The sequence below is a fragment of the Leptospira ainlahdjerensis genome, from assembly GCF_016919175.1.
GTDB classification, from domain to species: Bacteria; Spirochaetota; Leptospiria; order Leptospirales; family Leptospiraceae; genus Leptospira; species Leptospira ainlahdjerensis.
Window position 1 is genome coordinate 1 of sequence record NZ_JAFFPU010000074.1, and the last position, 23,673, is coordinate 23,673.

The following is a 23,673-nucleotide window of genomic DNA, read 5'->3' on the forward strand; positions in this document are numbered from 1 at the left end:
ATCGAGTCTTTTATTCGAAATCGATCGAGTCGACCGCATCCACCGGAAACAATAGATTTCCGTCCGATTTTAAAAGAATATAAAAACTATCGTGTTGATAGACAAAACCTTTCACTTTCGAACCGTCCTTGAAATAGATCACTCTTTCAATATCGGGCTGATTCTTATCTTTTAAAATTTGAATCAAGGGGGTATTGTCCAATTTTGCAACCAAAGACTTGAGCTTTTCCACCTCGTGCAAATCGGTTGGCGGAAACCGAACCATCGAATTGAACTTTGCGGTAAGATCTTCTTCTTCGCTCGGAAGGAGATTTTTAATCTTCTTACTTAAATTTTGATCGATCGCAAAAATATGATCGCCATTTATTTTTTGAACGTCCGACGAAAGTGCAAAAACGAAATCGCCTTCGACTTTCATTCCTTTCGCTTTCGCTTCTTCGATACTTTTTTCCAAAGATCGAATTTTCTTAAGACCGGACTCGGGAATCCCTTTCCATGATAAAGATTGTCCTCGATTGATTTCGACTTTTTTGCTTTGGAATAAAATCGGGAAATTAAGTTTTAAAAATTCTCTTTCCTCTTCCGTCAGACTGTTTGCGGTTTTTTCAAAGGCAACGGAAGGACCGGTTTCAATTTCAACTTTTCCGTCTAAAACATCCAGATCCAAGTCGGAATAAAATTCTCCAACCTTTCGAGAATAAACAACTTTTGTACCGACCAAAAGCGCCCGCACATCCGGAGAAAGAATCGAAAGCAAACCCTCGGATGAATCCGTTTCACTTTTTACGGAATCAATGAGAACCGATCCTCGATCCACGGTTACGGAAGAATTTTTCCGATCACCGGTTACCGATACTTCCGAATCCGGAAGCACGCGCACAGCGACACTTTTGGCTCCTTCCATTTGAAATTCACAAATGGAATAGTTTCCGGAAACCAATTTTCGATTTAAAAGATTAGCCCCGGGTTGAGAGGCAATTCCGTCGATCTTACAATCTCCATAAGAATTGATAAATGCTTGTTCTAATTTCGTGTTTGAATCGGATCGAAAACCCAACCAGATCGAAATCCCGGAGACAAGAAGAATCGCGGCCGCCAAACCGGAAACGATCCATGTCGACGGAAAGATGGAATTCTTAAATTCTAATAGTTTCCCGAATCGATTTTCCCCTGAACCGGAATTTTTCCCGTTTTCCGAATCCGAAAGAGTGTAAGAAAGAATCGAGTTTGTTTGGGTCGTAGCTTGATATATAGAACGGGCTTTCTCATTTTTGAATATGAAATTCAGTAATTCTTTCTTACCTTCCATATTCAATTCGCCGAAGAGATATTTCCCCAGCAGGTCTTCGAATTGTTCTATGTTATCCACTTTCAACTTCATAGAGCCTAGGGTTTAGAATTGTAATCCTTGTTTATCCATTTTCTCTCTTAGTAAAGAGACGGCAGAAATCAATCTTCTACTGACTGTTCGTTCTGAAATCCCAAGGGCAAGCGCCGTTTCTTTCAGAGTTTTTCTTTCTAGTTCCTTAAAGAGTATTATACTCTTTTCGGGTTCGGGAAGACTCTCAATTGAATCTTTTATTGCCTTTTCTAAAAAAGCTTTCTCTAAATTTTCAGGGATTTCCGGGTTTACTTCGATATCTATGACCAGGTCACCGATACTAAGATTCCCAAATTCCTTTTTCTGCTTATTATAATGTTTGAAGTAGAGGTTTTTTGCAATGGAACAAACCCATGTGCTGAAAGACGCGATGTTTGGGTCGAACTTTGCAAAAAAAGTGAAGGCTTTTAGAAAGGCTTCCTGTGTTAGATCTTCGGAAACTTCCGGGTCGCCGGAGATTTTGAGAAGAAAGTGGTAAACGGTCCTGTGGTTTTCTTCGTAGAGTGTTGAAAAATCTGTAGAATCGGAATGGACCATTTATAAAATGCAATGAAACCGGGGTTTTTTGCAGTTTTTCAAAGAAATTCTGATCCTAAAAGCACAAAAAAGAAATTAAATCGCTCCTCTGTTGATCGGAGTTGCTAAAAACTATGTCACAAAAGTCCGTAAATAAACCAACTACGCCGAGAACAAATCTTTGGAATCGATTGTTTCGTCCTCTCCAGTGGCTTTTTTTTATCTCTTTTCTTTTTCATTGTGCCTCCCAGGATTTTGAACCAAAAAGTTCGAGTTGTGCCGGGAAAGATAAAAAGAGAAATGAATGCTACGAACGATTGCTTTCGTACTGCATCTTCAACACGATGAGCACCGACAAACCGTTAACCAATTTTTGCGCTGGGAATCAAGGGCTCGTTTTTCTACTTTCTTGCGACGCGTTGTTCCCGGAATGCCCGTCGAAGTCTTCCTCTTCTTCCAGCAGTTCTTCCCAGTAATTTTTTAGATTCCTCGAAAACTTGAGCTCCGCAAAAAATCCAGATGAAAAGGAAAATCGGAATCTTGAAAATGCAGTATACAAAAGTTATTGAATGGAATGAATTTCGAAAAAAACTTTTCCGCTACAAATTTCAGCGATCCCCGCTGTTATTGAATGTATATGAGTAACGACGAGTTTACTTCGATTGAAATGATTCCCGGATATTTGGGTGGAAAACCCTTTATCAAGGGAACCGGCGTTCGCGTTTTAGAAATACTAGATTTGCTTTTATCGGGAATGTCTAGAAAAGGAATTCTTCGCGAATATCCCGGAATCTCCAATGATGATATCGATGCTTCCGTTGCGTATTTGGAAGCGAAGTTGGAAATCGCCAGACAAAATGAATACCTAAAACAAAAAGTAAGTTGAGAATTTAGAATCCCCCACAAGAATCCCGCGTACGACTGAACTCTGGATTCGGAGAAAGAACTTTTTTTAAATTCTTTCTCCGAGGATAGGCCCGCCTACTTTTTGCATCATTCTTTCCTTTGTGAGTATCAGATCTTCGCGGTTATCAGTTGCCATCTCTCCAGGACCATCCAAATAGATAGCTCCCTTCGGACAAGCCTCCTCACACAAACCGCAAAAAATACAACGTAACAGATTGATTTCAAATTTTTTGGCGAACTTATCTTCGGGATGAAGGTGTTGAATTTCCGGAGTGACCTCCGCGGCCTCGATATAAATCGCATCCGCAGGGCATATCCACATACAACAAAAACAACTCGTACATCTTTCTCTGCCTTGTTCGTCGCGTTTCATCGTATGCATTCCGCGAAAACGTGTAGAGTATTTTCGTTTTTTTTCAGGAAATTCTATCGTTACGGCGCCTCTTAAAATCGCCGCTTTTATAAAGTGTTTGAGGGTGATCCATAGTCCCTTTCCAATAGAATAAAAATAGAATTTCTCATACCAAGTGAGTTTATGCCGACTCGCAACTCGGATTACATTAACGGTTCCCAATTGAGCTAACCTCCTTCGGAGAAGAAGACAATTCTTTGACTAATTCGGAAAGCCTTTGAAATACCGCCCCGGAACTCAACAATCCCTTAGGGGGATCCATTGCTTTTTGAAAACGCTGATTCAAACCGTTCTTATTTGTAAAAGAACCCGCTTGCTCCGCAAAAGTCTGAATCGGAACTCCGTAGGCAACTTCCGAAATATCCGAAGTCAAATTCGTATGCAAGAGAACAACGGTAGTTTTGGAAGAAATAGAAGGAAGCATATCCTTTAGGTTTTCCTTAATTACGAAAACGAGATCGATGGCACCTGATTCTAAGGATTTGCGAATCGATTCGATTCCCTGTGATGAGATAAATCCCAGGTCCACTCCGCCTCTTGTGTTTGGTCTTAAATCGGTGGTCATGAGGAAATCTTTTTGTTCCGGTTGTTTTGATTGAGTGGAATCCACTCGAACTTCTAAAACTACGGATTTTCCAAAGGATCCTGCACTCTGTAGAATCGATTTTAAATTCTCATTGGATTCGGATCCGCCGCCTAAGATCGCAATTTGATTCGCTTGTCGGATTTTTTCGGCTATCGCAGGTAGAACGACTCCGCTTTCGGAAGATTTTCCTTCCTGATAATAGGCGAAAAGACGGTTTTCATTCAGCCAATCGATGTCGAAACGGCCTTTATCGCAGAGAAAATACATATCTTTCTCCTCGTCAATTCGAGGCATATAACGATACATTTTGTTGTCTCTCACGTTCGTTGTGATATTACACCCCGTGCTACAACCGTGACAGATGGATTCCGCGGTTTTATACCACCAAACTCTCGATTTGAATAACGTCTTATTGTTGAGCAAGGCGCCGGTCGGACAAAGATCCGCAAGCGCGCCTTGAAAGTTATGTTGAATAGGTTCATTCTTCGCGAGCCCGATGATCGAATGATATCCCCTTTCGAATAGGCCGAGATTGGATTCTCCAACGATCTCCTCTTCGAAACGAACACAACGATAACAAACGATACAACGATTATGATTGATGATAAGATTAGATCCGATTTCTTCTTGAGGAACATTCCTTTTTTCTAATGTAAACCTGGAGTTTCCTTTTCCTTCTTTGAATGCGTTATCCTGAAGTTGACATTCCCCGGCTTTGTCGCATACGGGACAATCCAGAGGATGATTTGCGAGAAGAAATTCCATCGTTCCTTCACGGGCCTCTTTGATTCGATCGTTCTTAGTAAAAATGGAAAGGCCTTCGGTGACCTTAGTATTGCAAGCGGCCTGGAGCCTTGGAACCCCTTCGATTTCTATGAGGCACATTCTGCACATACCTACAATGGAAAGTTTCGGGTGATAGCAGAAGAAAGGAATTTCTATTCCGACATCTTTCGCAGCAGAGATAAGATTTTTTTTCTCATCCACCTCGTACTCGATTCCGTCGATTTTGATTTTTACCATGGAATCATCCTTTTGATTGAACCCGGGTATTGGGAAACAATTCTATAGAAACGTACCGTTCTCATTCTGGCAACCCGTTTCTAAAAGTTCCCTGCATCGCTCCTCCGCTTTCCATTTCCTTGAAAAGTTCGGAAACCTTTGCTTCCATTTTGAGACTGATTCTTAAAGTTCTAAGTCTTTGTAATAATCCGGAACGTTTGCCCATTTTTGAAACCAAAGCGGATTGATCGCTCTTTGGTAGAGATAGGCGTCTACAAGAACCAAGTTTACGACAGCCTCGATGATTGGAACGGCCCTAGGCAGCACACAAGGATCGTGGCGACCCTTGGCTTCTAAAGTGGTTTCTTCGCCCTTTAAATTTACCGTATTCTGCTTTTTAAAAATTGTAGAAGTAGGTTTGAACGCCGCCCGAATTACGAGTTCTTCACCGTTGGAAATTCCGCCTTGTAGTCCGCCGGAGTTGTTGGTTTTAGTTCGAACGCGTCCGGTTCCCTCTTCGACATAAAACTCATCGTTATGCGTGCTTCCCGTAAGAAGTGTTCCCGAAAATCCGGAGCCCACTTCAAATCCTTTGCAAGCGGGAATCGAAAGAATCGCTTTTGCAAGATCTCCATCCAGTTTATCATAAACCGGATCGCCCAAACCGGGTGGAAGATTGTAGGAAACACATTTGATCGTTCCTCCGACGCTGTCTCCTGCTTCTTTCATTTTAAGAATCAAGTCTCGCATTGCATCAGCGCTGGACGTTTCAGGACAACGAACTTCGTTTTGATCCACATCGTCTCGGGACTTCGGATAATTCTCACCGATCTTAGATTGAACCGGTCCGATCGAATCGACCCAAGCTACGGTCTCGATTCCTAAATCGTCCTTGAGAATCATTCTTGCAATCGCGGCGGCCGCAACTCTTCCGATCGTTTCTCTGACGGAAGAACGACCTCCACCGACGTGAGCGCGGAAACCGTATTTTACTTGGTATGTATAATCTGCGTGAGATGGTCGAAATGTGGTTCTTAAATTTTCGTAATCTTTCGAAATCGTATTTTGATTGTTAACGATCAACGCAATCGGGGCTCCGATCGTTTTCCCTTCGAAAACGCCCGATACGACGCGAACCGTATCGGCTTCGTCCCGAGGCGTTGTCAAATTGCTCTGACCCGGTCTTCTTCGGTTTAAATCTTTTTGAATCTCTTCTAAACGAATTGGAATTCCCGCCGGAACTCCTTCCACGACAACGCCCACGGACTCGCCGTGGGATTCTCCAAACGTACTGACTTTAAAAATTTTTCCCCAACTTGAAGGCATAATACCAAGAAAACAAGGTAAAGCTCAGGGATAAAGCGCGTTTCTGGGAGAATCCTTTGGTTTTGTCAGGCGACGGAACGAGGAGCGCTTCCTCTGAAATTCTGATCCACCTTTTCAAAAAGACTCGGCTCTAATTCAGGATCGATAATGTAGATGACCCTTCTCGGATCCATGCTGTTGTTCAAATTAAAAACGGCCTTTCGTTTATCTTCACGGAAAGAATGCGGATCGTATCCTTCAATCTTGATCTTACCTTTGTTCGTGATCAACGGTCGAATCGTTCCGATTCTTTCCAAGAGCGGTCTTGTTTGATGTCTGTAAATTTCTTTGATAACGCAGGTTTCGAAATGCACTTTTCTCTGGGAATCCATAGAAACTACGATGATATAATCCCCCGGATTTAGAACGCTTTGATTTTCACAAAGACTCAACGCCATTAAATCGAAAAAGTCCCGAACTATCTTTTCGTTATAAGAAAAGAAACTATTGTTCAAAATCAACTTCATCGATGTAAGCGCGTTAAACGCGGGACGCCAATCCTGTTCGGAGCTAAGAGATGCGAATTCTCCGGCGATGGAAATGATTCCTGGGTCTTCGTCAGTATAAGTACTGTTCAACAAGTGATGAATCTGTCTCTGAATATCTTCGATGAGAGTGTGTTTGGTTTTATCGTCTTTGTATTTCTGAAGATATTCCGTCAATTTTCGAATCAACATATTCGTGGAAGGATAATTGTTGTTCAAACCTTCTCCGCGAAAAGTTCTATGGCTGTTGAGGACCGCCGATTTAACTTCTGAATCAATTCCGGTAAGATTTCCGATCATAAGATAACTGATAATCGGATGATTTTTAATATATTCGAATTCTTCCGGTCTGAGATTTGAATGATTCGGCAGTTTCATCCTGGACTTTCCGATATCGACCATATAGGAAGCAAGCATAACGTTCAGTTGTTTCGCTTTCTGAAGATCATTCTCCGCTTTATTCAAAGCTTTCATTCCACGAAGTTTCATCGCCATAGAAATCACGGTTCTCTTGGTCATAATTTCTGAATCCGTTTTAACCCCGGCCTGTCTCATAACTTCGATGACGTTTACGAGACCGAGTTCCATATCGGAACTGGACTTAAAGTCCACGAGGATATCATCGATTCCTTTTTGAACTTTTCGGATATGATTGTTATTGAGAGGGAAATGTTTGAGTTCTTCCAAGAGGTCCGAAGCCTCTCTCGCGAGCGCAATCGTAAGGTCGGTATTGACCAGTTTCGTAAATGAAACTTCGCGACCATGAATTGAATCCGGTTTTTTATTCTTAACTATTTTATCTTTTTCTGATATAAGAAAAAAGATACCTTGGCTTTCGAATTTTTGAAGTCGTGTTATGTCCTCTTCGGAAGCGTCCGACTTTTTGTGAATTAGAATTTGACCATTCTTATTATAAAAATCTACGGGAATTTCGTTCTGGCTTACAAAACTCTTAATTACTTCCGAAGTGAATTCAAATTTTTCTAGGAGTTCTTTGTTTACAGAATGTGAGTTAACGCTCATATTACAACTCTTCTTTTAAATTGCCCGTAGGCGTCGATTTGGGAGAGAATCGCGTACCTTAGAAGGTAAAGGCAACCCTTTCTTAACGATTGGAATATATGACTGGAAAAAAATTATTTATGACACTTGAAATAAGGTTTTAATTTCGATTCTGGGGGGAAAAGTTCGCTTTGGAAAAACTCCTTTCCAGTTGTTTCGATTCCGAGGCGAATGTTTATTCTTTAAGCAAATTGGAGACACGGTGTCGCATAACGATCTTTCTGAAGTATCGGAATAGGATAAAAGATATCGATACCCCGAAAAGTCGCAACGGTTCTGGTTCAAAAGACCGAACTCGTGTACTTAAGCGCCCTCCTTCGGAATTTCTCCGGTTTGTTTGACCAATTCTTCATAAAGACGTCCGTCCATTTCCGCGTCGAGAACGTAGATGATTCTTCTCGGATCCTGATTTTTTTCTAAATTATAGATGGCCTTTCTTCGATCCGGTTTGAACGAATTCAGATCAAAACCCGAAATTCTCAGTTTTCCCATATTGCTGAAGTTCGGACGGATCGTTCCGATTCTTTCGAGCATCGGACGAATCAGAGTTCGATACATTTCGCGAATAATACAAACTTCAAAAAAGACCTTTTGATTGGAATCCTGAGTTACAACGATTACAAAGTCGCCTTCTCGGATAAAAGGTTGGTTATTACAAAGCGACAACCCAATATGATCGTAAAAGTCTCGGAGAGTTTTTTCATTATATGCAAAAAAACTGTTATTCAAAATCAATTTCATCGCAACCAAAGGTTCGTAAGCGTCTCTCCATTCCTGCTTCGTGGTGAGAGAGGCAAATTCACCCGCAATCGAGATCACGCCGATATCGTCCATAGGAAGATTGTTTGTAAGAATGTTTCGAATTTGTTTCTGAATATCCGCGACTAAAACGGTCCGTTTCGGATCGTCTTTGTATTTTTCTTTGTAGAGATTCAGTTTTTGAACGAGCATCTTCGGCTGAGGATAGTTGTTATTCATACCCTCTCCCTTGTGAGGGCGATGATGATTGAGAACCAAAGTTTTAATATTGTCGTCAAGATCGGGAAGATTCGCGACCATAAGATAACTGATGATCGGATGATTTTTGATATATTCAAATTCTTCCGTTTTCAGATCTTTTTGTACGGGAATTTTCATTTGTGTATAACCGACATCCGCCAAATAGGAAGACATCATCAAATTCATCTGATCGAGTTTTTTTTGTTCCATGTCGACTTTAGTAAAAGCCTTTCCCGCTCTGACTTTCATCGCCATTGAAATAACCGTTCTTTTGGTCAACATCTCCGAGTCCATCGGAACACCCGCCGAACTCATCACTTCGATGATATTCACCAAACCGTTCTCCATATCTGGAGTGGATCGGAAATCTTCTAAGATTCCGTCGATCGATTTAGAAAGTTGTCGAACTTGACCGCCGTTTAACGGGAATTTCTTAAGCTCCGATAAAAAACCGGCCGCGTTTTTCGCAAGGTCTACGGTCAGCTCTGAGTTTACGAGTTTGGAAAAACTTACCTCGCGACCGTTGACACTATTCGGACCGGAAGCCTGTTTACCGCCGGAGATTTTTTCGAATTCGGATTTGAGAAAATAAATCCCCTGACTTTCAAACTTGAGAAGTTTCGTTATATCATCGCCGTTTGCATTTTCTTTTTTATGAATTAGGATTTGACCGTTCCTGTTATAAAAGTCCACAGGAATGACGCTGTTTATCTTAAAATGCTGGATGATTTCTTCAGTGAAATCGAACTTCTGTAAATCTTTTTGTGCGTCCATGCAAATCGTTGTAAAATTGAAATTTATTTAAGAAGTGATTAAGGTTACATAACGTGGAAAAATTCGCTTGGAGAAACTTCGTCCTGAATCCATGAAAAGGCAGGAATGCACCGTTTGCACCGAATATTTTCTTAACTGACGAAAAAAATATTTTCCGGATTACTTCCAGGAAGAATTCAAACTGATTTCGAGAATATTTCTGCTCACTCTTTCTTCCAGGGAAGAACCCGCAAAACCAGTCCCTTTGGAATCGGACAAAACAAAAGTATCTTGAGCTCGATTTCCGGTCCGATCCGTTCTGATTGTCGCGGAATGAATGTTAATTCCGTTTTCTTTTAGAACGCCGGTAACAAAATAAAGAAGTCCTTTGCGATCGGGTGCTTCCAGATAGAGTTTTGTTCTATTACCGCCTTCGATATCTTCAAAGTCGAGTTTAGAATCGTTGCTAAGATGGTGCGTATTTCTGAGATCGATTTCGCTGGAATGGTGAATGATTTCTTCCAAAGCCGAATCTTCCGTAAATACCGAGGACATAAGAATTCCCAGTTTGGACGCTTTGATTTTAGAATCCGTTTCTTCAGACTTTAAGGTAAAAACGTCGTAACTGAACAGCTGTCCTTTTTCTTCGATCGTTTGAATATCGCCGGAGACAATTTCCCAACCCATAAAGAACATCGCTTTCACCATCTTATGAAGAGTACCCGGAGCCGTTTCGGACGTTTTGAGGGTCACAGTATAAAGTCCGTTTTCCTCTTTGTAGTGAAAGTTAATCATCTCATTGAGCCTACTTACTAGCATAATAGGCGGTTTCTAAAAAAACGAGTCTTTTCCGGGTGGATTCTGTCTCTTAGCAGGTGAAAAATTCTTGCCTCGGACTTTCCCGGAAAAACAGTCAAAGTAGAGTGGAAATGGAAGATATTTGCCGAAAATAAAAGGACTGCATTTTCCAAAAACGGTATGAAAAGACCTCTCGAATACAACCCGGAGCAACTGATCCAAAAATCGGAACCCTTACCTCTTGATAAGGAAAAAGGATTCTCGAAAAAATGGAAAGCTCCCTACCTCAAAAAAGAGAAGCCCTCGTCCGAAAATGAAGGCGCTCCCGGATTATTGATTTTTGGGCTTTTCCGTTTTGTAAAAAAATACAAGGGAAGAATTTTTATCATCATCGCGCTCCTCTGTTTCGAGATAGGCTTTTACGCAAGCATTCCTTTTAGTTTTAAATATCTCATCGATGAAGCTCTCATCAACCGAAATCAAAACGCTCTCTATTGGATCGGGGCTTACTTAGCGGTAGGAACCGTAACGTTCGCGATCTTGGGAACACTTCGCGATTATTTATACAACTGGGCTTCTTCCAGAATCATCCAAGATCTTCGATTACAGATGTATGACCATTTGGACCAGTTGAGTCTAGATTTTTTCTCGAACAATAAGCTGGGCGATATTCTATCTCGTTTTTTTAACGACCTCGCCTCTTTGGAACACGCGTTACTCGCCTTTATCCCTTGGGGTCTTGGTCCTTTGTTAGAGGCCCTTTTTGGAACAATTCTTCTTTTTTTATTGGATTGGAAATTGGCTCTGATCGCCCTCTTAATCTGGCCGATCACATTTTTGGGTCCCGGTTTTCTTTCCAGAAAATCGACCGAGATCAGTTATTCCCGAAAATTAGAGGAAGCCCAGGTATTGAGTATGGTCGAAGAATCGATCTCAGCTCAAAATCTCATACGGGCCTATGATTTGAGCGATTATTTCTTCAGCAGATTTAAAAACAACTGCGAGAAACTCTTTCAAGTTTCTTTGAGGTTAGGACTTACAAATTCTTACTTGGAACGTTCGGCTGGTTCCGGAATTCTTCTTCTACAGGGGGTTCTGCTGTTGGCGGGAACCGCTTTTGCCTATAACAATACGTTGAGCATAGGAACCCTCGCGGCGTTCTTACCTCCATTCTTAAACTTAAGTTATTCTTTGCTTTATCTTTCTCAATATCTTCCCGCTTTAAATCACGCGAGCGGGTCCGCAAAAAGAATATTAGAATTATTGCGAGCTCCCGTTTTCGAATCGAACTTGGAAGAATCTTCCATTCCTGAATTAAAACAAGAGATTCGTTTTGAAAACGTCCACTTCCGGTATAAAGGCCGTTCTAAAAATCTAAGCGATATTTCGCTCACGATTCCAAAAGGAAGTTACACTGCGATCGTGGGAGGCTCCGGCGTCGGAAAGAGCACCTTTATCAAACTTCTTCTAGGCATGGTACAACCGAACGAAGGAAGAATTTATTTCGACGGTATCGATTTGAATTCGGTCTCAAGAAGTTCTGTTCGATCCTTGGTCGGAGTCGTATTCCAAGAAACGTTTCTTTTTAATACTACGATTTTTGAAAATATCCGAATCGGAAAACCGAGTGCGTCTCTGGAAGAAGTGATCGAGGCCGCAAAACGTGCGGAAATTCACGAACTGATTCTTTCGCTACCGATGGGTTACGAAACCAACACTGGAGATCGGGGCACAAAACTTTCCGGTGGAGAAAGACAAAGAATCGCAATCGCCCGCGCTTTTTTAAGAAATCCTCAAATTCTTCTTTTGGACGAAGCCACGTCTTCTTTGGATCCCGTAACCGAAGCGAGAATCATGAAAACACTTTCTTTATTGAGAGAAGGAAGAACCGTTATTTCGGTCACACACAGACTTTCTACAATTCGAGAAGCGGACAGGGTCTTTCAGATTAAAAACGGAAAACTCGAAAGATTTTCCGTTCCGGAACCCGAACAGCAGGCGATGGTTCTTTAAAGAATCTCGGTTTCTTACTTGCAATTTTATTCACGGCTATTTTAGATTTTCCAAATGCTTTTAGTACCCACTTACATAGCCGATTCCCCAATCGGAGGTTTTGGTCTTTTCGCAGGAAGAGACATTCAAAAAGGTGAATTGGTTTGGAAATACCATCCTAAAACCGTTTGGGTTCTAACGGATCAGGAACTCAATTCTCTCCCTTTCACGGTTCAAGAAATGTTTCGTACCTATTCTTATCAAACTAATGGAAAATGGTTCTACTGCTCCGATAATTCCAAGTTTATGAATCACAGCGACGATCCGAACACCAAGGAAGATTTCACGAGCGATCGAACCAATCCTATGGGCCAGGACAGCGCCACAAGATTGATTCGGATGGGAGAAGAACTTACCTGTAATTATAAACTCTTTGACGAAAATTGGAATATTAAACTCGGATCAGTTTCCTAATCGGATTTGCTCTTTTAGTTGAAGAGCCGCGAGAGCATAACCGCCATCTGCGGAATCCACGAAATGCACTTCTCGAACAGAACCTTCGTGCAGAGCGCAAGTCATAAGGGCGCGATCCGAAATATGATATCCGAAATACAACTTTCCTTCTTTGTAAAGTCCTTGCAAAAAATCGATGAACGCTTCTCTCGACTTCGTATCACAAGCGACTACCATTTTTAAGGTTCCGTCGTATTTTCGAAAGTCGGACGCGATGATCTGAGACTTTCTCAACTCTCGTAACTCCATTCCGTTGACCTTGGGACCGAATTTCCACTGCGTCTTAACCGCAAGATTTACCGCAAAACCTTCGACTTTGATTTTGAGAAATCTGAGAAAGTGCAGGAATCCTTTTTTACTTCCGGTGTGAACCGTCGCTTCTTTGTTATAATATTTTCCGGATAGATCTACCTTGATTCCGTCTTCGGTCAAAGGATGGATTTGTGTATCGTTACCGAGAAGAATTCCGATTTGATCCAGAATCAATTTTAACAGAGCCGGATCCGAGGAGGCCTGAACAGGATTCAACTTTATGATAAAGGAAACCGTCTCCCCCCGATGACTTGGAATGTCCTGCCAACGACAGGTGAATCCTGTAAAATCAGGTTTGATCTTCGGTCTGTGAGTCAAAGGAATGATATAAGGATTTGAAGAATCGTCATTCTTAACGAGATTCTCCGCAGCGTCCAAAGCGTTTCCTGTCAGGATTGCTTGGTTATAAAATTCGGAAATTTTAAGTTTACAAAGTTTTAATTCTTTTCCGGATTTTTTCAAATCTCCTACGTTGACGATTCCGGCTCTGAGCTTTAATCCAAAATTATTTTTTACCAATTCCCGAATGGAGAATAGAATATCTTTCACTCCCGGGAGAACGCTATTCGGTAAGAGTAGAGTCATCCCGTCCCCGCCGAATAAAAACGGGTAATCCATATCTCCCATCAAATTGGAAACCGCCATCGCGGTCACACCGCCCGCGATATTCACGTCCTTATAGTTACCGTTTCGAATCGCCTCGGTGGAATTTACGACGTCTGTGACGATCAAGTTCCAATCATCGGGCACAGTGTAATAATTAGAAGGCTCAATAATTTCGGTAAACGAAGAAAGGAACGGAAGATACTTGTAGAAGTTTTCGGTATTTACACTTGGCGTTTTATCCGCAGTCTGGATCATTCTCGCTCACCTAATTGAATATTTTTGAATCGAAGAAACGGATCGTCTGAAAATTTTGCGGTATCGGACTTTAAGAAAACTGATGATTCTTACATCCGGACCTAATATTTTCCATAACAATCGGTTAGAACGAAAACCGTCCTATTCTTAGACACATTCAAAAAAATTACACGTATTTTTTGCCTTAGAAAAGCGCGATTTAATTTCAGAATTAAGACATAAGCTCTTCTTCTAAAATCAACGCCATTTTGGAAGAAAGGAAATCGCCTGAGTTCCGACTAAAATTCTCTTGATAAAAAGACTAAAATCGGATCCAGAGCCTTCTTCGAAAACAAACTCGACCAAAAACCGATTTTGGATCTTGCAAAAATATCGTTAGAATTCGAATCGCGAGAATCCGATTTTCGTTTAGATTCGAGTTGAAATTTCAAAAACAATACAAGCAATGATAGACATCCGGTTTGTTTTTGAAAGTAATCAAAAGAAAAAAGATCTCAAAAGTCGATTTTGTCGGGTTGGACGGAACTCCGTTCAATAATCGATTTTGAGATCTTTTATTTTCTTATCGAGAGTGTTTCGATTGATTCCTAAAAATTTCGCGACTCGCGTTTTTGTGTATTTGAATTTTTTCATGGCATACTTGATCAAACGGGCTTCCACCTCTCCGACCACAACTTCGATAGCCCGACCGTCCAAAGCATCCAGATGCGAAGAGGAGAATCGAGAATTCGCAATTTCCACGGAGGAATCCGAATCACCCACTTCCGGATCAAATTCTTCATCCCCGTAAAGAAGTCTTCCGTTGATTTCGGAAAAATCCTGGATATCGAGCATTTCTAACTGGGAAAGAACGACCGCTCTTTCGATGACGTTTTCGAGTTCTCGAACGTTTCCAGGCCAATTGTAATTCATCAGAAGTTTATGAGCTTCTCTCGTTACACCGTTGATTTTTTTTCCGTTTTCTTCCGCGTATTTTGCGATGAAGTGATTGATCAACAAAGGAATGTCGTCCGCTCTTTCTCTCAGAGGGGGGGTTATCATATTAACAACGTTGAGTCTGTAAAAAAGATCCGGTCTGAATTTTTTTTCGGAAATTAATTCTTCCAAGTTCGCATTCGTTGCGGCAATGATCCTTACGTCGATCTTCTTTGGTTTTACGGAACCGACCGCTTCGATCTCTTTTTCCTGAAGAACTCTTAAAAGTTTGGATTGCAAGTTCAAATCCATTTCACCGATTTCATCCAGAAAAATCGTTCCGGTATCGGCCATTTCGAACTTACCTTTTTTATCCGCAACCGCGCCGGTAAAGGATCCTTTTTTATGACCGAAAAGCTCGCTCTCCAATAAATTTTCGGGAATCGCGGCGCAGTTGATTTTGATAAAAGGTTTATCGGAACGGGAAGAATTATAATGAATCGCAGATGCGATCATCTCTTTTCCGGTTCCTGATTCACCGGTAATCAAAACCGAAGCGCGAGAATCCGAAACGAGGTGGATCATTTCGAACAACTTTTCCATCGGTTTCGATTTTCCGATGAGAGAACCGAACTTATATTTATTCTTCAATTCCCTTTTTAGAAGAACGTTCTCTCTTGAAATTTCCCGCTTCTCTTCGTCGATCAACTTTTGAATTCGAATCGCCTGATAGATGATCGAAGCAACTACTTGCAAAAAGTCTAAATAAGTCTTTAAATCGATGTATTTCTTATGAACAAAATAAACACTGACAACTCCTAAAACATCCGTATCCGATTTAATGGGCGCGGCGAGGAAACTAACGTTCTCCGGATTGTTCTTAAAATGCGCTGCGTTCCCGACACGATTCAAAAAATTTTCGTCGTTTGCGATCGATTCTACGATGATCGGTTCTCCGGTTTCAAAAACCCTTCCCGTCACACCTTCGCCGGGAAGATAAACTCCCTTTTCCATTTCTTCCGCGGTTAAACCGGAAGCAGCTTCCAATTTAAGAATCGATTTCTCAGGTTCAAAAAGGACAATACTCCCTCTTTCGAGATTCAAAGATTTTTCCAGACGATCCATGATGTCTTCGAAAATTTCCTGAAGAACCAAAGTGGATGTGACCGTTCTAGAAATATCGATGAGCACTTGTTGAATCTTATTCTTCTGCTCCAATTGTCGGAATATCTGTAAATTCTTAAAAATCTGAGCGGCTTGATTTGCGAGAGTGGAAATAATTTCGAGATGTTCGTCATTGAACGCACCCTTGCGGCTGGAATCCAAAGAGATAACGCCGATCACTACGTCTTCGACGATCATAGGAACCGCGAGTTCGGACATAATGTCGTCTTTTATAGAAATGTAATGTGGATTGGCGGTAACGTCGCTGACGATCATTCCTTCACCGGAAGCTGCGACGATTCCGGTGATCCCTTCTCCGACTTTCAACTTTACTTTAGTCCGGATCGACGGGTTCATTCCACGAAAAGTAACGATATCTAAAAGGTTTTCTTTTTCGTTGATAAGCATCAAGGATCCAGAGCCGACTTCGCAGATCTGAATACAACGCTCCAAAATTAGATCCAGAAGTTTGTCCGGATCCAAGGTAGAATTCATCGCGGTCGCAACTTCTTGTATAGATCTTAAGGGACTTGGCTTCACATATCCTGACATGCTTAAAATTTTTGCGATTTGATGCTTTTGAGGTCAATCCATTTTTTTCATTTCGCTTAATTTAAGAGCGTCTTTTTTGTGTTTATTTCCAAATTATTTGTATCATAACAAACCGTATTTTTTATAATTTTACGGCTATGACCTGTGCATTTTGCTCAGAATTTAAGACTCCGGACGGTTTATTCCGAAATGGACGCTTTTTCTGTAGATCCTGCGGTAGAGAATGGATTTTGGAAAAGAGAAAAAATCCGCGTCTTCAACCTCCGACGGATACAAACTTTAGCAATGAAATTCTACTCGAGTTCCTTTCGCTCTTCAATACCAGTCCGAACCTAAGCCATCTCTTAGAGAGTTTCACTTCTCTTGCATTTTACAAATTAGGAATCCCTGGCGTGAGCGTGATGATTTATGAGCCGCGTCTGGATCGGATGACCGTGATGTCGGTGAAAAATCAAAAAACCTCTCTTTCCAGAGTCGCCCAGCATTTTGAAATTAAAAAGGGCGAAGACAACGGCCCTCTCACGGAATGTATCGAACACTGCAAATCGATTTATTATAAATTCGCGGATCAAAAACACAAACATTTCAAACAATATGCGAGGCTCAATCGAACGGTCGCCGCATTGGCAGTTCCGATTCATCTCAACGGAGAAGTTCTCGGGATCATAACCGTCGACTATAACCGGGACGATCCGGAAAAAGCCGAGAATGATCGGTACTTTTTAGAACTACTCGCAGCGCAATTTGCCGTAACTCTGAAAAATCGAATCCTATTTGAAGTTTCGCAAACCCAATCTAGAAATTTTAGATCTCTTCATTCTGCGGCGCTTCGACTTTCATCCCTAGGTTTCAAATACAAGGTTGAAATTTTTCGAGTGATTCTTCTTTCTCTGACTGAATTTTCAGAGAACGATCTATATTCTCTTTTTGAATGGAACAAAGACAATCATACTCTTTTCGGACATTTTCTTACCGGAAACATTACAAGTCCTGAAATTAGAATGGATGTCGACATGGCGAGACAATCCACATTTAGGGTGAGAATTCAAACTACAGAGGATGAAACTGAAACCGTCGGAGATGTCAAAAGAAGAATTCTCCGCAAAGAACTCGAACCGATTCCCGGAGAAATGTCGATCCCGATCAAACGATATGAATTCTTTCTAAAGGAGGTTTTTGCGCTTTCTGAATCAAAACTCGCATTCTCCTCGGATTTTCCGGAATTGGAAAAATTCGGAATGTGGGGGTTGAATCTTGCGATTCTTCCCGTGGTGCACACAGATAAATCGGATATCGTAATCATACTCGGAAAACGAAAGGACCGTCATTTTAACGCGGAAGAATTAGAAGTTTTGAATGCGTTTTCAATCCAAGCCGGAATTTCGATCCAGAACTATCACCTATTTGATCAAAGGGCTCAAAAGGAAAGACTGGATAAGGAGATCGAAATCGCCAAAGAACTGCAAAAATCGTTACTTCCACGGAAGATGCCCGAACACGGAGGATATGAATTTGCGGGAACGATGGTCCCAGCAAGAGGTGTCGGTGGAGATTACTACGATTTTATAACGGATCCATTTAACACGGAAACGGTGATCTGCATCGGAGACGTCAGCGGAAAAGGTGTCCCCGCCGGAATTGTGATGGCGACCGTAAGAACGATCATTCACTCTTTAGTTCGTAAGAAGGTAAGCCCTTGGGATATCGTAAATACCGTAAACACATACATCTTTCAAAACTACAATGAATCCGCTTCTCCGCGTTTTATGTCGATGACCGTCATAAAGTGGGAGATGAATCGAAATGATTTTTTTTATAGCGGAGCAGGCCAAGGTGCACTCTATCTCCTAAGAAACGCATCCCAAAAAATAGAAGAGATACCGACCGGAGGAATCATATTAGGAATCGATCCAGATATTTCAAAATTCGAAAATTTGAATCAATTTAGAATGTTAACCGGAGATCTTCTGATCATGTGTACGGATGGAGTTCTGGAGGCATCCAATCAGGATGGAATTCAATTCGAATCCGAGCGATTCAAAAAATCGATTCTTCAGTTCCAGAACGAACCGTTACAATCTATGTTAGACGGAATCGTTTCCGAAATACGCAAATTTACGGGCAACCAAGAACAGATGGACGATATTACTCTTGCAGCAATCCGAAGGATCCGTTAGAACTGCATTTGCAATCGCTTATGAGAGATAAGATCTCCGAAACAACACGAAGGATTTTCGAATCTGTTTGGGAAAGAGTTCACCCTTTTCACGAAATGCTTTTGTCCCGGCCCGCCGTAATCGCCTATTCCGGCGGAAAAGATTCTTCCATCCTTCTGCATTTTTACTTTTGGCTTTGGATGGAAAAAAAGATTCCGGCTCCTTGTATTTATCATCTGGATCATTCGATTCGATTCAACCTAGATCAGGAAAAGAAAATTCTCGATTATACCGAAACCACATTTCCGTTTCCGAGAATGTTTAAAAAAAAAACGTTCCTCTCTTATCTCGTAAGTTAGGAAAAACGATCGAAGAAACCGGAAGGGCGTTTCGTTATAAGGACCTGGAAAAAATTTCGGGTGAATACGACGGTTATATCGTTACCGGTCACCATTCTAAGGATTATTTAGAAACTCTTCTGCTGAATTTAATCCGTGGCGGCGGATGGAATTCCCTCCGTACCTTAGGCTGGTTTGAAAAGAATCGATTCCGCCCTCTTTTTGCTTTTTCTAAAACTGAAATTCAAACGATATTACAGACTGAGTTTTGGCCTGTTTTCGAGGATGAGTCCAATCAAAGCGACGAATATCTTAGAAATAGAATCCGAAATCATATAGTTCCCTTGTTAATCCAAGAAGGAGCCGATCCGGATCGAATTTATAAAAACTTTCACCGGATGGAAAGACCGGGTGCGGTAATTTTTTCACCGGAACTCAGATCGCGAAAAATCCCCACCTATATGAAGATCGACGTCTGGTTGTTAAACGACTTGTCCCCTCGGGAACGAAAATTCTTCTTGGATCGTTATTTGCGTTCTCTACGTTTACATCCGTTGACGCGGAATTTTTTCGAAGATTTAACCGATTGCCTTCAACGTGAGAATTCCTTCGGCCTCGAAAACAAAGAAGTCTGGTTTTGGAAATCGACGAGTTCGGATCTCTACTTGATTCCAAAAAATTCTCTCGCGTTGAAAGAGTTTCGGTTCGAACCGAGAGAGATGATCTTAAGGTGGAACGGAAATCAAAAAAAAATTCCACCCGGACTCATTCCTGATTTTTGTCCAACGGGTGCCAAAATACAAAAAAATGGGATGAGCGTGGAAATTTCGGAGATCTTTAGGCAGAAAGAGATTCCGGTTCCGATCAGAAAAATGCTACCCATTCTTTATGGGGAAGGGAAAGTTGATGTGATCTGTCTGAGCCTATGGGATCCTAAGATTAGCGATATCGTAGCGGACAAGGAAAAAGAAATATTACCTGACTTTCAGGAGCCCGGAAGATGAACGAGGATCCTCAAAAAAAGGATGAGCCATTTTTCAAAGACGTGGAGTTCAACTCGTCTTATGGCGAAGCAAGCAAGATCCCTTGTAAAGGGATCCCACAAATCGCATTTGCCGGTCGTTCGAACGCCGGTAAGTCCTCCCTTCTGAACGCAATTCTGGAAAGAAAATCCTTAGCCAAGGTTTCCTCCACTCCCGGTAAAACAAAACTTCTCAACTTCTTCTTTGTAAATCGTTCCATTTATTTGGTGGATTTACCCGGTTTCGGATATTCGGCGAACTCCCACAAAGATCACGAAGCCATGATGGATCTTCTTATGGACTATCTGAATCATGCAAAGGATTTGAAATCCCTGTTCTTAGTTTGTGACGCGCAAAGAGATCTTCCGGAAGAAGAATTAGAACTCATCGGAACCTGTTTTGAAAGAAACATCAAACCCGTTTTAATTCGCACAAAAATTGATAAACTCAACCAAAGTGATCTTTCCAAGTTGAGAAAAAAAATGAAAAACATCCACGAGCTATACCCTATGTTGGAAACGGTTCTTGTTTCCAATAAATCCGGGAAAGGACTTCTTGAATTGAGAAAGATTGTGGATTCTTTGATTGGAATGGTCGGAACACCGACGGAGTCTTATACCGAAAGAATTGAGGAAATTTCTTAAAAAGAATTTAAGCCTTCGTATCTATAAGCTTGCCGATATTGTCGGAAACACCCGAGTTTAAAAGTTTCAAATTCATTCGAGTTTGTTTGTCCATCAGTTCACTGAAAGTATCCAACGTTTCTTCTAAGATTCCTTTTAGTTTTTCTTGATTGAGAGAAATTTCAAGTTTTCTCTTTCTTTCTTCCAACTCAACTTTCCGAGTCGCAGAGATTCCTTTTTCTTTTTCAGAATCCTTTTCGGATTCAAAGGCTTTCAGTTCCGATTCTACTTTACGAATCTCCGAAAGAATTTGTTTTTCCTTATCCTCTAATTCGGATTTTGAAATCTCGGATTTTTTTTCCTTTTCAACAGCTTCTTTTTCTTTCGGAGTTTGTGATTCCGCGAGTTCGTTTTTGTTCGGTTTTTCTTCGGATTTTTTTACCGTTACCGCCTCGGTTTCTCCGGAAACGGCCACCAGCTTGCCGTTTCGAAATTCGTAGTGAATTTTCATGTTCAGAGAACGAATATCGGCCCGATCTCTCATGGCTTCCGAACGAAATTCAGCGACATGACCCAATTCGTGTGAGATTACATGAAGAATCGAAGTGGAAGCAGGAGCGCTTTCCAATTGTCCATGGCCGATATAATGCAACGATTCGTCTCGGGGAATTCCGAGCTGCATTCTTTGTTCACCGCCGATTCTCATTCTTATACTAGTGTCGGCCGCAACAAACCCAAGTTAAGTGCTTGTCATAAAATATTTCTAAATTTGAAACCGATCCAATTCTTTGATAAAAGAATATGAAATCTAAAACTAAAAGCTTCTCAATCGGCGGAAGCGATCTTATTCAAGATTTCAACAATTGCAGCATCGGAAAGATCGTGAAACACCAGACCATACTTATACGTTTCCTGAACCAAATCTCTGCGAATGATATCCGCCTCAATTTCAATGGAAAGTATCGGAGACATAAATCGAACACGCTGACCAAGGAGTATTTCTTCCCTGGAGCTGATCGAAGCTCCGATCATACTGATGTCTTCTAAATTTCCGAGAATCTCATTCTTACCAAGAATCATCTTCACTAGGTTATTCTTACGAAAGCGTTTATAAAAACGCTTATCGGATAGAGGATCGCTAGCAGTTTTTTTTTGTTGTCCCATCTCTGTTTGCATAGCGCATCCAGAATAACTCAATTTGACTGAATGAAAAGAAAATTTTTAGAATGGGCTCAGAATAAGATCACAAAATTCTTTTTCAAAAAATTTTTACATCGAAAGGGGTATTCAACAGACTGCAGAAAGGTTCTCAGAGAAGAAAGAAATCGTTTTCACGTCCCAAAAGGACGTTCATTTTGGGAGATGCTCCGGATTCTTTTTGAAAGATTTTCAAAATTTCCTCGTCCTTATGATCAGGTTCGTGATGTGTAAGGACCAATCGAGCTACTTCTAAAATTTCTCCACACCGAACGGCAACTTTTCCGGACGTATGGCCCCAGCCGACCTTCTTCTCAGCTTCTTCCGTGCTGTACTGAGCGTCGATAATCAGCATATCCGTCTTTCCGAAGGCCTTTCTCAAATCTTGGAACTCATCCAAATCGGGCTCTTGAACTTCCACATCGGTGCAAAACAGAAAGCTCTTTCCCTGCTCCTCAAAACGAAAACCGGTGCAATTCCCGGGATGTCTGAGAAGAAACGGAGTGATCTTTACAGATCCGATTTCTTTGCATTGATTTTTTTCCAGAAGATGAAAGGTCTTCTTTGACAGCATTCCCGAAAGCGGAAGAGGAAAATTTTCCTCGTTTTGCTGTCTTTCGAACCTCTCTTCGAGATTTGGTATGGTAGAATAAAAGTGAATTTCTACATTGGGAAAGTAAGCGGGTTTGAAAAAAGGCCATCCTTGAATGTGATCCCAGTGAGTGTGTGTGATCAAAATGTGAATCTTGTCTCCCGGTTTAAGACCTTCCGCAAGCAGATCGTTTCCCAACTGACGGATCCCTGAACCACAATCGATTATGTAACGATCTCCGGATTGAGCCTGAATATAAACGCAGGTAGTGTTCCCGCCGACGGTTCTTGAAAGCGAAGGATCCAAAGAATCTAAGAATTCTTCTTCTGAGAAGCTTCCGTTCTTTTGTTTGATTTCAGTATGAGCCGCTTTTAGAATTTTAAGAATTTTTTCCCGATATTCGGATTCGCCCAAGGGAGTGGGAAGAGAACCCCTTACGCCGTATAGTTTTACTTTCACTGTATTAGATTAGACAAACGAAATGTGTAAAATTCTCTGACGATAACCCATGATCCAAGATCTCGAACAAAAACTTTGGTCAATTGCAGGAGGAATTCCATTCGCTTCTGAATATTTTTTACAAGCTAGCCCTGTAAGGAAACTGAAAAAAGAAAATTTATTCCCAAAAGAATTTGAGACATATTTTTTAGAGCTCGGCTCCGGCTGGGGTGAAGTTGCGATTGCGATGGCCCTGGAAAGACCGAATACGGGTTTCGTGCTTATGGAGAAAAAATTTGACCGAATTCGACACACGATGCGCGCCATCGAAAGAAATCGGCTCGAAAACGTAAAAATTCTCTGCGTTAACTTCAATTGGTTTTTAGAAGATGTTTTTGAAGAGAATCTTTTTTCCGAAATCCTATTAAACTTTCCGGACCCCTGGCCCAAAAAAAGACATCATAAAAAAAGAACGATGAATCCTAAGTTTCTTCATTCTTTAAAAATGCTCCTTCCTGAAGGGGGAAAATTTTCATTCGCGACTGATTACGGCCCTTATGCGAGAAAAGCCCTTCGGATCTTTCGCGATTCAAACGCGTTTCGACCGGAACAATTCGAACTCAGATTGGAAAGGTCGGAATTTCCCGTTTCTCACTTTGAGAGAAAGAAACGGGAAGAAGGAAAAAGAATCTACTACATAGATCAGATTCTAATTCAGAAATAAAAATCCCTT

The 23,673-nt window shown here is 41.3% G+C and carries 19 protein-coding genes and 1 pseudogene; 7 read left to right on the forward strand and 13 right to left on the reverse strand.

What is annotated here, in order from left to right:
* Nucleotides 1-10: 10 nt before the first annotated feature.
* Nucleotides 11-1,381, reverse strand: coding sequence for an LIMLP_03685 family anti-sigma factor (gene rsx, locus JWG45_RS18085; protein WP_205281027.1), 1,371 nt, complete (start codon nucleotides 1,379-1,381; stop codon nucleotides 11-13).
* A gap of 12 nt (nucleotides 1,382-1,393) precedes the next feature.
* On the reverse strand, nucleotides 1,394-1,918 hold the full coding sequence (locus JWG45_RS18090; RefSeq protein WP_205281028.1) for an RNA polymerase sigma factor: 525 nt from the start codon (nucleotides 1,916-1,918) through the stop codon (nucleotides 1,394-1,396).
* Nucleotides 1,919-2,534: 616 nt separating this feature from the next.
* Here JWG45_RS18090 and JWG45_RS18095 point away from each other — a divergent pair.
* Nucleotides 2,535-2,783, forward strand: coding sequence for a DUF433 domain-containing protein (locus JWG45_RS18095; RefSeq protein ID WP_205281111.1), 249 nt, complete (start codon nucleotides 2,535-2,537; stop codon nucleotides 2,781-2,783).
* Nucleotides 2,784-2,849: 66 nt separating this feature from the next.
* On the opposite strand, the gene JWG45_RS18100 is transcribed toward JWG45_RS18095, so the two are convergent.
* The 6 genes from JWG45_RS18100 to JWG45_RS18125 form a co-directional block, all read right to left on the reverse strand.
* Nucleotides 2,850-3,377 (reverse strand): NuoI/complex I 23 kDa subunit family protein, encoded by a 528-nt coding sequence (locus JWG45_RS18100; RefSeq protein WP_205281029.1) that lies wholly within the window; start codon nucleotides 3,375-3,377, stop codon nucleotides 2,850-2,852.
* Nucleotides 3,364-4,824, reverse strand: a complete 1,461-nt coding sequence (locus tag JWG45_RS18105) for a 2Fe-2S iron-sulfur cluster-binding protein (RefSeq protein ID WP_205281030.1) — start codon at nucleotides 4,822-4,824, stop codon at nucleotides 3,364-3,366. Before JWG45_RS18105 ends, JWG45_RS18100 begins: the two co-directional genes overlap by 14 nt.
* A 162-nt stretch (nucleotides 4,825-4,986) precedes the next feature.
* On the reverse strand, nucleotides 4,987-6,129 hold the full coding sequence (gene aroC / locus JWG45_RS18110) for a chorismate synthase (RefSeq protein ID WP_205281031.1): 1,143 nt from the start codon (nucleotides 6,127-6,129) through the stop codon (nucleotides 4,987-4,989).
* 65 nt (nucleotides 6,130-6,194) lie between these two features.
* A complete protein-coding gene (locus tag JWG45_RS18115; protein ID WP_205281032.1) occupies nucleotides 6,195-7,676 on the reverse strand; it encodes an HD-GYP domain-containing protein in 1,482 nt (493 codons plus the stop codon).
* 342 nt (nucleotides 7,677-8,018) lie between these two features.
* The gene (locus JWG45_RS18120; protein ID WP_205281033.1) at nucleotides 8,019-9,488 is read right to left on the reverse strand and encodes an HD-GYP domain-containing protein; all 1,470 of its coding nucleotides are present in this window, start codon (nucleotides 9,486-9,488) and stop codon (nucleotides 8,019-8,021) included.
* Between the two features lie 159 nt (nucleotides 9,489-9,647).
* Entirely contained in the window at nucleotides 9,648-10,262 is a 615-nt protein-coding gene (locus tag JWG45_RS18125; protein WP_205281112.1) for an ACT domain-containing protein, read from the reverse strand.
* Nucleotides 10,263-10,445: 183 nt separating this feature from the next.
* Between JWG45_RS18125 and JWG45_RS18130 the strand changes: the two genes are divergently transcribed.
* Nucleotides 10,446-12,278, forward strand: a complete 1,833-nt coding sequence (locus JWG45_RS18130) for an ABC transporter ATP-binding protein (protein WP_205281034.1) — start codon at nucleotides 10,446-10,448, stop codon at nucleotides 12,276-12,278.
* Nucleotides 12,279-12,332: 54 nt separating this feature from the next.
* Nucleotides 12,333-12,731 carry an SET domain-containing protein gene (locus JWG45_RS18135; RefSeq protein WP_205281035.1) on the forward strand — a complete coding sequence of 133 codons (399 nt, stop codon included), beginning with the start codon at nucleotides 12,333-12,335 and terminating at the stop codon, nucleotides 12,729-12,731.
* On the opposite strand, the gene JWG45_RS18140 is transcribed toward JWG45_RS18135, so the two are convergent.
* Both JWG45_RS18140 and JWG45_RS18145 read right to left on the reverse strand, forming a co-directional pair.
* On the reverse strand, nucleotides 12,720-13,943 hold the full coding sequence (locus JWG45_RS18140; RefSeq protein ID WP_205281036.1) for a DUF3095 domain-containing protein: 1,224 nt from the start codon (nucleotides 13,941-13,943) through the stop codon (nucleotides 12,720-12,722). The two genes, JWG45_RS18135 and JWG45_RS18140, sit on opposite strands and share 12 nt — an antisense overlap.
* Before the next feature lie 531 nt (nucleotides 13,944-14,474).
* A complete protein-coding gene (locus JWG45_RS18145) occupies nucleotides 14,475-16,517 on the reverse strand; it encodes a sigma-54-dependent Fis family transcriptional regulator (protein ID WP_205281113.1) in 2,043 nt (680 codons plus the stop codon).
* Between the two features lie 287 nt (nucleotides 16,518-16,804).
* Here JWG45_RS18145 and JWG45_RS18150 point away from each other — a divergent pair, with 287 nt between their 5' ends.
* The 3 genes and pseudogenes from JWG45_RS18150 (at nucleotide 16,805) to yihA (ending at nucleotide 20,734) form a co-directional block, all read left to right on the forward strand.
* Nucleotides 16,805-18,751, forward strand: a complete 1,947-nt coding sequence (locus tag JWG45_RS18150) for a GAF domain-containing SpoIIE family protein phosphatase (RefSeq protein ID WP_332476749.1) — start codon at nucleotides 16,805-16,807, stop codon at nucleotides 18,749-18,751.
* A gap of 20 nt (nucleotides 18,752-18,771) precedes the next feature.
* A pseudogene (gene tilS, locus JWG45_RS18155) lies at nucleotides 18,772-20,072 on the forward strand (tRNA lysidine(34) synthetase TilS).
* On the forward strand, nucleotides 20,069-20,734 hold the full coding sequence (gene yihA / locus JWG45_RS18160) for a ribosome biogenesis GTP-binding protein YihA/YsxC (RefSeq protein ID WP_205281038.1): 666 nt from the start codon (nucleotides 20,069-20,071) through the stop codon (nucleotides 20,732-20,734). The pseudogene tilS and the gene yihA overlap by 4 nt, the downstream one beginning before the upstream one ends.
* Before the next feature lie 7 nt (nucleotides 20,735-20,741).
* On the opposite strand, the gene JWG45_RS18165 is transcribed toward yihA, so the two are convergent.
* The 3 genes from JWG45_RS18165 to JWG45_RS18175 all read right to left on the reverse strand — a co-directional run bounded on the left by JWG45_RS18165 (nucleotide 20,742) and on the right by JWG45_RS18175 (nucleotide 22,961).
* The gene (locus JWG45_RS18165; RefSeq protein ID WP_205281039.1) at nucleotides 20,742-21,419 is read right to left on the reverse strand and encodes a hypothetical protein; all 678 of its coding nucleotides are present in this window, start codon (nucleotides 21,417-21,419) and stop codon (nucleotides 20,742-20,744) included.
* 119 nt (nucleotides 21,420-21,538) lie between these two features.
* On the reverse strand, nucleotides 21,539-21,889 hold the full coding sequence (locus JWG45_RS18170) for a PilZ domain-containing protein (protein ID WP_205281040.1): 351 nt from the start codon (nucleotides 21,887-21,889) through the stop codon (nucleotides 21,539-21,541).
* 133 nt (nucleotides 21,890-22,022) lie between these two features.
* Entirely contained in the window at nucleotides 22,023-22,961 is a 939-nt protein-coding gene (locus tag JWG45_RS18175; protein WP_205281041.1) for an MBL fold metallo-hydrolase, read from the reverse strand.
* 49 nt (nucleotides 22,962-23,010) lie between these two features.
* Here JWG45_RS18175 and trmB point away from each other — a divergent pair, with 49 nt between their 5' ends.
* The gene (trmB, locus tag JWG45_RS18180) at nucleotides 23,011-23,664 is read left to right on the forward strand and encodes a tRNA (guanine(46)-N(7))-methyltransferase TrmB (protein WP_205281042.1); all 654 of its coding nucleotides are present in this window, start codon (nucleotides 23,011-23,013) and stop codon (nucleotides 23,662-23,664) included.
* Nucleotides 23,665-23,673: the final 9 nt, after the last annotated feature.